Below are 12,932 nucleotides of genomic sequence, written 5' to 3'. Positions count from 1 at the left end.
GCCCCTCAATCCTGGCCTCCTCGGCTTAGTCGCTCCAAAAGCCCCCACGCCGCCGGTGGCATAAGCAGTGAATCGATAATCATTCTCAACATTAAATTTAAATGAGAATGAATATCATTGTCAACATATTTTTGGAATGATTACCCAGATGTGATGATAAAAAGGAGTTGACATTTTCCAAAAGAGTAGGATATTATCAACCCGTCGAGAATGATAATCATTATCTTTCGAATAATAGAGTTGGAGGTAGAAGCAAGGCGATGAAGAAGAGGTTGACTTTACCGTTGTATGTCATAGCGCTGTTGTGGATGCTGCACATGCCGACTGCACCCTTTGCCCAGGCGGCTTCCGGCCTGTCGGACGGCACATACAAGATCGACTATGTCATTACAAAAGCCGAGAACGAGTCCGTCTCCATGGCTAATGATTATTTTGAAAAGCCGGCTGTGCTGCAGGTGAACAACGGGGAAATTACCGGCAAAATTCAAATCAATCACAGCAAATGGATCACCGCATTCAAAACGGCGAAGGGCGGCGATTTTCCTGATGCAGAGGTAATCCAAAGCGATAAGGGCGAGGATACGCGTGTGGTTCAGTTCAAGATCGAAGACCTCGGCAAACCGCTGCTTTCGAAAATTCACGTAACGGTGCCGGAGATCGATTATGACCACGATTATACGATCCGCTTTATGTTTGATCAAAAATCGCTTAAGGGGTCCGGAGCTGCGCAGGGCGAAACGAAAAATAAAGATACATCCGGTAGCAAAACGCCCCCCGTCAAAACAGAATCCGTCCAAACGAACTCCAACAAAACGAATTCCATCCAAGCAAATACAGCAGTCACGAATCCGCAAACCGGAGACGAAGCCCCTATCGCGCTTTTGGCAGGCATGTTAGCCGTTTCGGGCTTGTTTGTTGTCTACCAGCTAAAAGTTAAAAAAACCAAGGAGGAGAGATCAAGTTGAACTCACGCTTTTTAAAAACCGTATCCGCTTCGGCAGTGATATTTACTTTACTCGCATCCGCTCAAAATCCGCTTGCCCATGCGCTGGAACCTGCTGGCGGGGTCGGAAGCTCAACGGTCAGCGCCACTACCGTCGCTTCTAATCCGCACGGCATTGCCGACGGCACCTACAGCATGGCTTACGAATTCCATAAGTTCAATACCGATCAAGTATCGGTCATGCAGCAATATGTCGTAAATCCCGGCCGGCTGTTGGTCAAGGGCGGGAAAATGTTTGTTCAGATTACGCTGAAACAAAGCAAGGAAATAACGGGTTTCAAACTTGAAACCGCAGGAAGTTTGGCATCGCCGGAGGTGGTCGCTTCCGACGAACAGAGCAATACGCGCACCGTGCAGTTCGAGGTCAAAGACTTGACGGCTACGGTTAAGGGCTGGGTAAAAATTTATTGGCAGGTCAGCTCCGAGTTTCTCTACGATCACGAATACGATATCGATCTGACTTTCGATAAATCGACGCTCAAGGCAGTTCCGGGGAGCACCGCCCAGCCGCCAAGCAAGGAAGTGAAACCGGCCGTCGCGAGCATCCCGGATCTGGACAATCATTGGGCGCGGGCTTCCGTGGAGCAGGCTGTAGGGCTCAATGTCGTAAACGGGTATGAAGACGGTACTTTCCGCCCCGATGGCGAAATTAACCGGGCGGAATTCACAGCGATACTGAGCCGGGCGTTGAAGCTTGAAGCAGGGAGGCAGCCGCTCAGCTTTACAGATGCGGCGAGCATTCCCGAATGGGTTAAGCCTGATCTGGCCTCCGTCGTCGAAGCGGGCATTATCGGAGGATACGATGACGGTTCGTTCCGTGCCGACCGCAGAATAAGCCGGGCCGAGCTGGCGGTCATCGTCGTTCGCGCGTTGAAGCTGAAGGTGGATGCCAATGCGCTTCCGCCCTTGTCGGATGCGAATCTGATACCGAAATGGGCGCAAGCGGAAGTAGCAGCAGCCTATCAAGCGGGGGTCATTAGCGGAAGGAACAACAATTTGTTCGCTCCTGATGAAAGCGCGACGAGGGCCGAGGCCGTCAGTCTGATCATGGCGCTGATCAAAGGCGCGAAATGATCGAAAGGAGCGGTCCAGTCAGCATGCATATGAAAACATGGATGAGCGGTTCATTCCTTGCGATGGCTCTACTCTTGTCGGGCTGCGCAGGTAATTCGGCAGCTGGCGAGCCGCCAAGCGGAGAAGTGCCGACTGCGTCAAACGCGCAGACTGCGGAACCGGCCGCAGCCGACGCCGGGAAACACCGGATCGTATCGACGACTGTGGCGGCAGCCCAATTCACCGATGCGCTGGATCTGGATTTGGTCGGAATTCCTGCGAGCTCGAAGGTTTTGCCCAAACGTTACGATGGAGTGACCAAGGTCGGAAACCCGATGGCCCCCAATATGGAGATCGTCAAATCGCTTGATCCGACGGAAATATTGTCCGTAACAACGCTTGAATACGACCTTGCTCCGGTGTTTAAAAATGCCAACCTGGAAGCCAACTTTCTGGATTTCACCAGCCTGGACAAAATGAACAAAGCGATTCTCGATATGGGAGAGCGGTACGGGCGGCAAAAGCAAGCGGGTGCTCTGGTAGACGGGTACAAGGCCAAGGTTGAACAGATCAAACAGCAAATCGAAGGCAAACCGCAGCCGAAGGTGCTTATTTTGCTTGGCGTGCCGGGCAGTTATCTCGTTGCGACGGAAAACTCCTATATCGGTGACCTGGTAAGGCTGACTGGCGGGAAAAATGTCGTGGAAGGCGAAAAGGTGGAATATTTGGCTTCCAACACGGAATATTTGCAGAAGTCGAACCCGGATGTGATCCTGCGTGCCGCCCACGGTATGCCGGAGGAAGTCGTCAAAATGTTCGATAAGGAGTTTAAGAAGAACGATATTTGGAAGCATTTTTCCGCTGTGCAAAATAACAGGGTGTATGACTTGCCGGAAGAACTGTTCCAAACTACGGGAAATTTTGCTGTAGGGGAAGCGCTTGATGCAACGGTAAAAATGTTGTTTCCCTGAACGAATCTCTGAACATGCGTCAACTACTAACGAAGGAAGCCTGAGATGAATAAAAAAGTATGGAGTATATCGGGAGTCATTGTGCTCCTCCTCGCGGTCTTGATCTATTCCGCCTGCACGGGCAGCATTCAGGTGAGCGGGTCACGGCTGCTCCATGGATTGTTGACGGGAACTGACAAGCAGGTGGAGGTCATACGCGATCTGCGGCTGCCTCGCATAATTGTGGCATCGCTTGTAGGGGCGGCGCTGGCCGTCTCCGGCGTACTGCTTCAGGCGGTCATGCGCAGCTCACTGGCGGATGCCGGCGTGATCGGAATTTCCTCGGGAGCGGGTTTTGTTTCCATTCTCATCGTATCCATTTTTCCGAATCTGTTTTTTTGGATGCCTTTATTCGCTTGTTTGGGCGGAGCTCTGGCTTGCTTTCTCGTCTATTCATTCGCGTGGAAGTCCGGCTTGAACCCGATTCGCATCATCCTCGTCGGCATTGCCATTAATGCTACTTTCAGCGGGTTGGGGCAGTCATTCAACTATCGTGGCAGCTATGCGGTTACCAGCATTAATCAGGCGGTGACCTCCATCTTCACGATGAAAAATTGGGGAGATGTCCGGATTATGCTGTTTTATGGCGTAATCGGGCTCTTGTTAGCGTGGATCGTGAGCCCTTGGTGCAATTTGCTCGCTTTGCAGGACAAATCCGCCAAAAATGCGGGACTCAACGTGTCCAAAGCCCGTCTGTGGATTTCAGCCGTCGCTGTGCTGCTCGCTGCTGTTGCAACCGCGATCGGCGGTTTAATCGTGTTTGTCGGTTTGCTTGTCCCTCACATCGCCCGTCTGCTCGTCGGCTCGGATCATAAGCTGCTGATCCCGTTCTCGGCGCTGGCGGGAGCGCTTCTGATATTGACGGCGGACACGCTGGGCCGCACCGTACTTGCCCCTGCGGAAATTCCGGCCTCGATTATTATGGCCGTTATCGGAGGGCCGTTTTTAATATTTTTGCTCAGGAAGAGTGACCGCGTCTATGGACATTAAGCAGCTAAGCTTCTCGTATGAGCCGAAGCTTGGGCGGCTTCAACTCCGAGAGATCAATTGCAGTTTTCGGCACGGCAAAATTACGACGATCATCGGACCTAACGGCTGCGGCAAATCGACACTGCTCGGCGTGATGTCCCAAAACTATAAGCCGTGCAGCGGAGAAGTTATTTTGGACGGCAAGGCGATTGCCGGCTATAAGCCACGTGAACTTGCCCGTAAGCTTGCGGTGGTCCATCAGCAAAATGAAGCGCCTCTCGACTTGACTGTGGAGAAGCTGGTTCATTTGGGCCGCAGTGCGCATAAAGGGCTGTTCTCGATGCATGGGGAAGAGGATGAAAAGGCCGTGGACTGGGCGCTGCGCTGCACCAATTTGCTTGAGAAGCGGAAAGCTGCCCTGGATCAACTGTCAGGCGGCGAGAAGCAGCGGGTGTGGATTGCGATGGCGCTCGCCCAGCAAACGCCCGTTTTATTTCTGGACGAACCCACTACATTTCTGGACATTTACTACCAGCTCGAGGTGTTGGAGCTTATTCGGAGATTAAACGCGTCGCACGGACTGACGATCGTGATGGTGCTGCATGATATTAATCAGGCTATCCGGTATAGCGACGATATCGTAGTGATGAAGGAAGGTCGTGTCCATTTGCAAGGCGCTCCTCGCGATATTATTACGGCAGAAACGATCCGGTCTGTCTATGGGGTGAGGTCTGTCGTCAGGGCGGATGAGGAAGCCGGGTTCAACGTCATCCCTATAGGTATTTAAGGTAAAATTTAACATAGGATTATTTTGAAGAAATGATAAAAAGAGGTTGACAAGTTTTGGGTCGTATATAGTAATATAGGGGTGTCGGCAGATGGTGCACACATCTTCGATGCTCTGACAGTGAAGAGACAGCGATTATTGGCCTGATCGGATCGTCTCAGCCACAGAAGCTTTTTTTTACAACATCACTGATAATGATTATCATTATCTTTGAATAGCGAGTGTTTTCGTGGCATTCACGAGTACCCGGTGGAAGGGGGCTTGGTTAACCACATTGCTTGAAAGAGATTTGCAACGACAGAATTGCACGGGGTCATTCCGCAGTAAACATAAACAATGATGAAGGAGTGTTTGTTAAATGAATTTGTCCATTAAAAAATCTTTCTCGATGATGATGTTGGTATTTGTTCTTGTGCTGGCTTTTGCAGTTCCTGCTTTCGCTGCAAGTAAATCGTATCAATTCTACTACAACGGAAGCGCCACATCTCCTTATAATTCCCATGTAGACGGATATATCGTCGGTTCTGCAGACGTAACAGGAACGACAGTTACCATCACGCTGTCGGGCGACAACTATGGGGATTTGAAAGCTGACAATGGCTCCGGCACGTTTGTCACTGCTTCTAAAACGATTAATGCCAGCGGCAACTCGGTGTTCACTTTCACTAACTCCGATCCGTCGGAAGACATTGACACACAGCTTTATGTGAATGCCGGACCTCATTCGCAGACTTACAATCTTACCATTCACTGGAAATAATATCGTGTCTGCGACACGCTGAAAAGTCAATCTGCCGAGGTGAAAAGCCGGTCCCCACGACCGCTTTTCGCTTTGGCGTTTGCGTTTGCTCCAGGATCGAAAAAGAAGGAGTGTACATAAAGTTGAAGAGCCGATTGAAACAATCCATGGCCATATGGCTTTCTCTGGCCGTATTTCTATCCTCGCTTTTGTCCGCATTGCATATCCATACCGGTACGGCCGAGGCCGCCGGCGCGATTCCCGATAATGAGTACGCGGTGAACTACAGGTACTTGAAAGACGGGACCGCCGATTCGTCCGCTGCGAATATTTATTTGTCCGTACAGGGCTCCGGCAAGCTCATCGTGAAAGATGGGAAAATGAAGCTCGAGCATCAAATTACGCCAAAGTACTACAGCTATTTTCAATACATCGGCTTTCGCAAAGCAGGAGCCGACAAAGCGGTAATCGATTCCGGCACTCAGCAGGTTCAAGGCTTGGACGGTTATCAAAACTATCCGGTCCGCGCCTCTAACGACGGGTCGGGCAACTGGATTACGACAATCGATATCGAAGATATTGCCAAGAAACCGGACGTGCTCATGCATGTGGTCATCAAAAACGACCCTGAATATCCTCCGGGATTTGTATACGATAACTGGTATAACGTTCAGTTGGAAATCGACACGAGCGGATTGCCGGGCAATGACGGCGGCAGCAACTGCACGAATGCCGAGCAGCCGATTACTATACAACAACTGCAAGATTTGATTACTGTTTCCAAATCCGTATATGCAAGTACGTATGAAGGAACCGATTATGGAAATTATCCGGCAGGCTCCAAGCAGCCGTTGTATACAAACATTGTGCTTGCGGACAATTTTATCGCTATGGGCAGTACGGCTCCCGAGTTGATTAAGTCCGTCTACCATTCACTGACAGCCGCATTGAACACGTATCAGTACGGGGTCATTTCGCAAGTCGATAAAACCGCTCTGCGTTCGTTTGTCGATACGGCAATGAAAGATCAGGAAACAATGTATGAGCTTGGGTACGCGGAGTGTAAAGAAGGTTATAATTATCCTCCCGTTACGCCCGGAGAATATACCAAGGGCTCCAAAGAAAGCTTGCAGCTGTATTTGGGCAGAGCGCAAACCGTGCTGCAGAACGTCTATGCGACATCCAGCAACGTGACCAAAGCGATCAATCAGCTTAAAGGATACACAGACAATCAGTTCGTTGCCTCAGCTCCGGTTAAGATCATCGTCCTCGATTCGCTGAATCCGACAACGACGCCTTCGCAGAACGCTCCGGAGATTGCCGGAACGGCTGTGCTCGTTGAACCGAGGAACAACAACAACGAGTACGTAAGAGCTAATCTTACGTTCAATGGGGCGGCTCCTGCCGAGGCGGTGCAGTCCACTCCCCAGAAGTCGAGCCAGAACAATGGCGCCGGGTTCCTGACCGAAGGCTTGGATTATGCGAATGAAGCCAGCCAGGCGCTTCTGCTGAGCAAAAGTTCCGATGCGCAAAAGAAAGTGTATCAGGTGCTCATCCGCGGAGCCGCCGTTGACAATACCAAATGGGAGGGCCGCTCCTATCTTCGCTACAAGCTGAACGGTGTAACGAAAGAGGTTTACATCAGCTACAACGGAGATCAGCTTGATGCGCTGAACACGGCGGTTGAAACGGCGCAGAGGCTGTACGATCAAGCAACGGCTCTGACCGGCAGCGAGCAAGCTTTTGCGGCTGCCAAGACCGCGCTGCAAGCGAAGATCGCCGCAGCCAAGGAAACGGCAGCCAATCTGGCAGCGACCCGGCCGCAGATTGCCGCAGCCGGCAGCGTATTGGCGCAGGCGATGGCTGCATTCAAGGCAACCGCTATCGTTGTTGAGAATCCGGGTTCAGGAGACGGGCAGATTAAGGACGGAGAATACCCTATCCCATTTAATATTTACAAAAAAGGAACTTCCGACCCGTCCGTCATGTATGACTACGTAGATAAGAGCAGCGGCAAGCTGATTGTGGAAGGCGGCCATAAATACGTTTCGTTTACCCTCAAACAAAATGCGGAAATTTTGTCCTTCAAGACGGAGCGGGGCGGGGTATTGGTGGAAACGGATAAAGTTAGTGAAGATACGGCTGCCAATACGCGCGTTGTCCGTTTTCCGGTCGGCGATCTGAACGCCCGTTTGAACGGATGGGTAAAAATTTATTGGCTGCTCCCGCCACCGATCAATTTGTACGATCATGAGTATGAAGTGGAGCTGGGATTTGGCCAACCGGTCATTCCGGAGGAAAAGCAAGATCTGAACTTCAGCGTTCTTCATGCAACCAAAGAGGAATTGTCGGCGATGGACAAATATTTCGTGAAGCCGGGCAAGTACAGCGTGGCGGATGGAAAAATAAAAGTAACCGTTACGCTGAAGGACAGCACGACCATACCGAGCTTTAAAGTCGAGCAAAACGGCGTACTGAAGGAAACGACGGTTGTCAGCACGGATACCGCAGCGAACACGCGGGTCGTACAATTTGAGACGGCGGACCTGACAACGCTGCTGAACGGTCAAGTGCATGTGTCGACGAGTTATAACGGAACGCCGTATGAAATGGACTACGCGATCCGATTGAAGCTGACCGCGACGGATAAAACGAGCTTGAATGCGTTAATAGCTTCGGCTCAAAGCAATTTGGATGCGGCGGCGGAAGGAACGGAGGCCGGACAATACCCTGCGGCGGCCAAAACGGCTCTGCAGGCGGCGATCGATACGGCCAAAGTTTCGGCAGCCAGTGCGGCAGCTTCCCAGCAATCCGTTGATGCGGCTGTCCTCGCTTTGCAAAAAGCGCTGAGCGTATTTCACGCTTCCGTCATTTTGGAAGACGCCGGCTATATCTTTACCCTGCCGGCCACGATTACAGATAGTACGGGAGCGCCGATTACCGACTACGTTTCCAGCGAAGTCAAGCTGAATGTGAATGGCGGCCAGCAGATAGCGACATTCGAACCGTATGCGGGCGTCACGCTCAAAAAGCTTCAAAAGAAAAAAGCCGACGGCAGCCTGGAAGACGTACAACTGCAAGTAGCGGCTGCCGCTAAGCGGGAGGACTTGGTTACAATCCTGAGCGCCGGCAATTCGTTCAGCTTCGAGTTGGATCGCGCGGCCAGTTACCTGCTGACATTGGTCGGAAGCGATGAAGCGGAGCGGGCATTCGAAATCGCGTTTGCGCAATTGCAGCCCGTAAAAGCGGACCCGGGAACCGGATTGCCGGGTACGGTGCCGGTGAATGTCCATGGCATCGCCGACGGGTCCTACAGTATCGCGTATAAGTTTTTGAAATATAATGCCAGTACGACCTCCGTTATGCAAGAGTATGTCATTACGCCAGGCAAACTTACGGTGAGCGGCGGCAAGATGTATTTTGAATTCACGCTGAAACATAGCAAACAAATTCCTGATTTCCAGGCAGACACCGGCAGCGGTTTGTCGACTCCTTCAGTATCGGAGACTGACGACACAAACAATACCCGGACTTATAAATTCATGGTTAACAACCTGGATGCGAAGCTGCACGGGTGGGTCGATGTCAACTGGCCGGAAATGAGCTATGTTCATAATTATGATGTTCATTTGGTATTTGACAGGTCCTCGCTGGTATCTGTAGCAAGCGGAACGAAGGCGGGGCTTACCGCGCCGGTGAAGCCGCTCGCTCTAGTCTACGAACCGGGCGAGTACGTAATTGATTATGAGCTCAACGTTCGCGGGACTTCGAACAAGTCGGTGACCGACGAGTTTGTGTTGCACCCGGCAAAAGTGGTGATCAAAGACGGCAAAAGTTACTTGCAAATAACAGTATCGAATAAAGAAGTGACGGCTCTGAAAATTGAAGACGCCAAAGGCAACTTAACCGATGCGGAGATCGTATCGACGAACGAAAAAGGCAATGAGAGAACGCTGCAGTTTTTGATCAACGACGCGAAGGCGAAAGTGCCGGCTCAATTCGTAATGGCGGTGCCGGGCAAATACAACGGCGAATATAACGTCGAATTTGTGCTCGATGACTCGACCTTCAAGCCTTACAAGGAGCAGCAGCCTAAGACGGAGTCGGATAGCAAGCAGCCTGACGAGAAGCCGACTACGGCCGCAAACCGGTTCAGTGATATGGATAAGCACTGGGCAAAAGCGCTGATCGAGCGTGCAGCTAAACTAGGCTTGGCGAATGGGCATGAAGACGGGACATTCCGCCCGGATAACCTGATCACGCGCGCGGAATTTGCGGCGCTGCTGAGTCGGGCGCTGAAGCTGGACGCGGGCCAAGGAGAGCTAAGCTTCAGCGATGCGGGAGATATGCCGGATTGGGCGAAGCCGCAGCTGGGAGCTGTCAGCAAAGCCGGTATCATGAACGGCTATGAAGACGGGACGTTTCGCGCCGACCGCAACATCAGCCGGTCGGAAGTGGCGGTGATCGTGGCGCGGGCGCTCAAGCTGGATGTCGACGCGCATGCGAAGCCAAGCTTCGAAGACGCGGAAAGCATTCCGTCGTGGGCGCAGGCGGAAGTGGCGGCAGCCAACAAACGAGGCATCATAAACGGACGGGATAACAATCAGTTCGCGCCAAATGAGCGCACTACGCGGGCGGAAGCGGTCGCTTTGATTCTTGCTTTGTACGAGGAAGCTAAATAAACTTGCAGTTGGAACAAGCGAGGATGCTGGATAGCATCCTCGTTTTGCAATGTATTTTAAGCGTGATAGATATGTTGAAAAGGAAGTCGTTGCCTATGGGACTTATGCGTCGGGTTTGGACCGTTTTGGCGGCAGCCGTGTTTCTGTATGCGGCATTTCGTTTGGCGGCGATCGGATGGGGATACTATGAAAACCGCAGAGATCTGGCTGAGGCAAGCAAACTATTCAAGGAGGCTCAGCTCAAGGACATGGGTCAAACCCTGTCAGTGACTGCTGTTACTTACGATAGGGAACACATGTTTGGCTGCCGGCCTCGCGATTTGTTTCGCCCCTTGCTGGAGCTGGGTCCGGATATAGTCGGTTGGATCCGTCTGGAGGGCAGCCGCATCGACTATCCCGTAGTGCAGGGAATCGACAATGAGCAGTATTTGAGCCGCAATTATAAAGGAGAAGATTCCCGCGCCGGCAGCATTTTTATGGATTACCGCAATGCGAAAAGCCTGGTGCAGCGGCATACGATTATTTACGGCCATCGGATGAAGGACGGCACCATGTTTGGCGACTTGAAACAGTATGTGAATCAGACGTACTACGACAAGCACCGGCAATTTCGGCTGGACACCTTGAACGCTCCTTACATCGCTGAAGTTTTTTCAGCGTATTATACGACTACGGATTTTAACTATATCGAGACGGAATTTTCCGACGATGAGGATTATGCCGCATTTTTACAAAAAATTCAACAAAAATCGCTTTATGCAACTGATATGGAGGTTGCTCCCGGAGACCGGATTATTACCCTATCGACCTGCGATTATGCACTCGACCCGGTAGCCGGAAGATTCGTTGTCCATGCCCGTTTGAAGCGTTTGGGTGAGAGAGCTTGATTTTTCGACAAATATGCGACATATTTATCACTAGATTACTGTTTCATAGAGATAAAAATAGAGAAAAAGAACTACCGAGAGAGAGGGAAACCATATGATTACCAAGCAGTTATCTCCGCTCGTCCAGGCATTGGACCTGAAGCCCCATCCGGAAGGAGGATGGTATAAGGAGCTTTGGAAAGCTGCTTTTGAAATTCCGCAGCCTGTTCTGGGCGAGTCTTATTCCGGGCCGCGCTTTGCCGCGAGTTCGATTTATTTTGTGCTTCATCCGGAGGAGTTTTCGGAATGGCATACGGTTTTGTCGGATGAGCTGTGGCTGTGGCATTCGGGCAGTCCGCTGCTGCTTTCTTTGGGCGGAGACGCCGATCAGCCGCAAGCGCAGCAGGAAATCATTCTCGGCCCCGACGTGTTGAACGGGCAGCAGCCGCAAGCGCTCGTGCCGGCCAAAGTATGGCAAACGGCAAAGCCTCTGGGCAGCGAGCCTGTATTCGTATCCTGCGTGGTCGCTCCGGGTTTTCACTATGACGATTTTAAGCTGATTCAAAAATAGGATTGAAAAAAAACGGAGCCCGCTCACAGCGGCAGGCTCCGTTTTGTTATTTTTGCAGTTCCGCGCGGTTCGTTTTCCTTTGGGCGGCGAAGCGGAACGCCGCTTTAAGCACGGACGAAACGACGAAGTAAATGAACAAAATCCGGAAGGTTTGATAGCCGGATACGACCGACAGCTCGGCGCCGATCTCATGGGCCATGATGCCCATCTGGTCCATGCCGCCGGGCGCCATGCTGAGAAAGCCGGTTGCTCTGGATACCGAGTGCAGCCGGGTCAGAAGCATGCTCAGGCCAAGCGAGCCGAGCACCAGAATGGCTCCGCTGGCGATCGCCAGCGAGATCGTCCGGACTTTTCGCTCCAGTTGGTTCGGCTTCAGCAGCAATCCCACATAGCTCCCGATCATAAACTGGGAGATGTTAAGCAGGGCGGAAGGCAGCTCGGGACCGTAAACTCCCGCAAGGTGAACGACTGCGGTGCCGACCATCGGCCCCAGCATATACGCGGTGGGCAGTTTGATTTTACTGCCTACCCATGCGCAGATCAGGCATACCGCCACATATATCCAGATGTTGGGGAATAGTGCGGCCCAAGCAGCTTCCGAAGTAGCAGCAGCGCCCGAGGCGCCTGTATGGTTGCCTCCCAGCACCGGACTGAAAAGCAGCAGCGGAACGAAAAAAACGATCATCATCAACCGCGTCACTTGAAAAAAAGTGACGATGGTCAAATCGATCTGCTTGAACTCCTCTGCGAGCGTAATCATCTGCGTGAGCCCGCCGGGGATGCTCGCGGTCATCATCGTCGGGAAGTCGATCCCCGACAGTTTGGATATAAAAAAGGCGATGATCGCGCACAGCGCAATCAATGCAACGGTCATCATCAGCATGGAAGGCAGTTGATGCACGATTTCGATGAGCGCCGCTTTCGTCAGCGACAATCCGATGGAATAGCCGACGATCACAATCCCTGCGTCGCGCACGTAAGAAGGCCAGTAGAGCGGCAGCTTGGCCCATTTGGAAGCCAGCAGCACGGCTATCATCGGCCCCAGCAGCCACGGAATCGGCATGCGAATAAACGTGAACAAGCATCCCCCTGCTGCGGAGACGAGGCAGGTCAAGAGAAAGCGGGCCGCCTTAGAATCCGGAAGTTTAACGGCCATGATGCATTCGACTGAAATCTAGGTGAAACGGGTCCATCATAGAAATTCGCTCCCTGTCATTCGTTATAGATACCCGGTCAAAACAAAATTATAATT

10 protein-coding genes are annotated in these 12,932 nt (G+C 51.8%); 9 read left to right on the top strand and 1 reads right to left on the bottom strand.

What is annotated here, in order from left to right:
* The first annotated feature begins 260 nt into the window (after nt 1–260).
* The 9 genes from isdC (at nt 261) to AC3G2T_RS12385 (ending at nt 11,680) form a co-directional block, all read left to right on the top strand.
* Entirely contained in the window at nt 261–965 is a 705-nt protein-coding gene (gene isdC, locus AC3G2T_RS12425; protein ID WP_488435647.1) for a heme uptake protein IsdC, read from the top strand.
* Nucleotides 962–2,077: an S-layer homology domain-containing protein gene (locus AC3G2T_RS12420; protein WP_488435646.1), complete on the top strand. Its 1,116-nt coding sequence runs from the start codon at nt 962–964 to the stop codon at nt 2,075–2,077. The genes isdC and AC3G2T_RS12420 overlap by 4 nt, the downstream gene beginning before the upstream one ends.
* Before the next feature lie 29 nt (nt 2,078–2,106).
* Entirely contained in the window at nt 2,107–3,027 is a 921-nt protein-coding gene (isdE, locus tag AC3G2T_RS12415; protein WP_488435765.1) for a heme ABC transporter substrate-binding protein IsdE, read from the top strand.
* Between the two features lie 45 nt (nt 3,028–3,072).
* On the top strand, nt 3,073–4,056 hold the full coding sequence (locus AC3G2T_RS12410) for a FecCD family ABC transporter permease (protein WP_488435645.1): 984 nt from the start codon (nt 3,073–3,075) through the stop codon (nt 4,054–4,056).
* The gene (locus AC3G2T_RS12405) at nt 4,046–4,822 is read left to right on the top strand and encodes an ABC transporter ATP-binding protein (protein ID WP_488435644.1); all 777 of its coding nucleotides are present in this window, start codon (nt 4,046–4,048) and stop codon (nt 4,820–4,822) included. Before AC3G2T_RS12410 ends, AC3G2T_RS12405 begins: the two co-directional genes overlap by 11 nt.
* 358 nt (nt 4,823–5,180) lie before the next feature.
* A complete protein-coding gene (locus tag AC3G2T_RS12400) occupies nt 5,181–5,582 on the top strand; it encodes a hypothetical protein (RefSeq protein ID WP_474682980.1) in 402 nt (133 codons plus the stop codon).
* Between the two features lie 122 nt (nt 5,583–5,704).
* Nucleotides 5,705–10,243, top strand: a complete 4,539-nt coding sequence (locus AC3G2T_RS12395) for an NEAT domain-containing protein (RefSeq protein WP_488435643.1) — start codon at nt 5,705–5,707, stop codon at nt 10,241–10,243.
* Between the two features lie 95 nt (nt 10,244–10,338).
* On the top strand, nt 10,339–11,130 hold the full coding sequence (gene srtB / locus AC3G2T_RS12390; RefSeq protein ID WP_488435642.1) for a class B sortase: 792 nt from the start codon (nt 10,339–10,341) through the stop codon (nt 11,128–11,130).
* 97 nt (nt 11,131–11,227) lie between these two features.
* Complete coding sequence (locus AC3G2T_RS12385; protein ID WP_488435764.1) at nt 11,228–11,680, top strand: cupin domain-containing protein; 453 nt, start codon at nt 11,228–11,230, stop codon at nt 11,678–11,680.
* Nucleotides 11,681–11,726: 46 nt separating this feature from the next.
* Here the strand turns inward: AC3G2T_RS12385 and AC3G2T_RS12380 are convergent, their stop codons facing one another.
* Nucleotides 11,727–12,836, bottom strand: coding sequence for an AbrB family transcriptional regulator (locus AC3G2T_RS12380; protein ID WP_488435641.1), 1,110 nt, complete (start codon nt 12,834–12,836; stop codon nt 11,727–11,729).
* Nucleotides 12,837–12,932: the final 96 nt, after the last annotated feature.

It is taken from the genome of Paenibacillus sp. sgz302191, from assembly GCF_057749925.1.
The sequence above is the reverse complement of the archived record's forward strand: the minus strand, read 5'-3'. Positions and strand labels throughout refer to the sequence as shown.